At 39.2% G+C, this 502-nt stretch carries 1 protein-coding gene; it reads left to right on the plus strand.

The genetic code is table 11. The features are described 5' to 3' along the window. Positions 1-157 precede the first annotated feature (157 nt). Positions 158-502, plus strand: a 345-nt coding sequence (locus R8O11_RS31720; RefSeq protein ID WP_318195451.1) for a hypothetical protein, incomplete at its 3' end; no start/stop codon positions are given.

Below are 502 nucleotides of genomic sequence, written 5' to 3' on the forward strand. Positions count from 1 at the left end.
CCTATTTATGGTTATTAAATAAAAAATTGACCATATCGTGACATTTATTGATTAATTGTCGTCAAAAATTCGTCGCCTCAAAATTTTGACGATTTTGTGTTCATTTTACTCTCGGTAATTCATAAGAATTTTATATAAATTGGAAAGTACTGTGTCGATGGTTCAGCGTTGTTTTACCTTACTCTTAGTTGCCTTATTTACCTCTGCAAACGCTCTAGCAGCAGGAGAGGTGGAAATTTCATTTAGTCCTGCTTCTGGGAGTCATTATGAAAATGGTGAAGAAATTTCGTATTCGATTGAGGTAAAAAATACAACGGCGGACACAATTGCAGATGTCTCAGTGATAAACGCGGTTGGGGATGTCATGTCGGGCGACCAAAAAGCATTTCAGAGCGTATCGATATCAGACACTCACAGTCTAGGTTCAATCGCTGGTAGTTACGCATCTAGCAATGCGAACTTAGAAGTGACTGGCGCGACATTGCTGCCATTTGGTCGAGTT

The organism is Vibrio sp. 1288, from assembly GCF_033344475.1.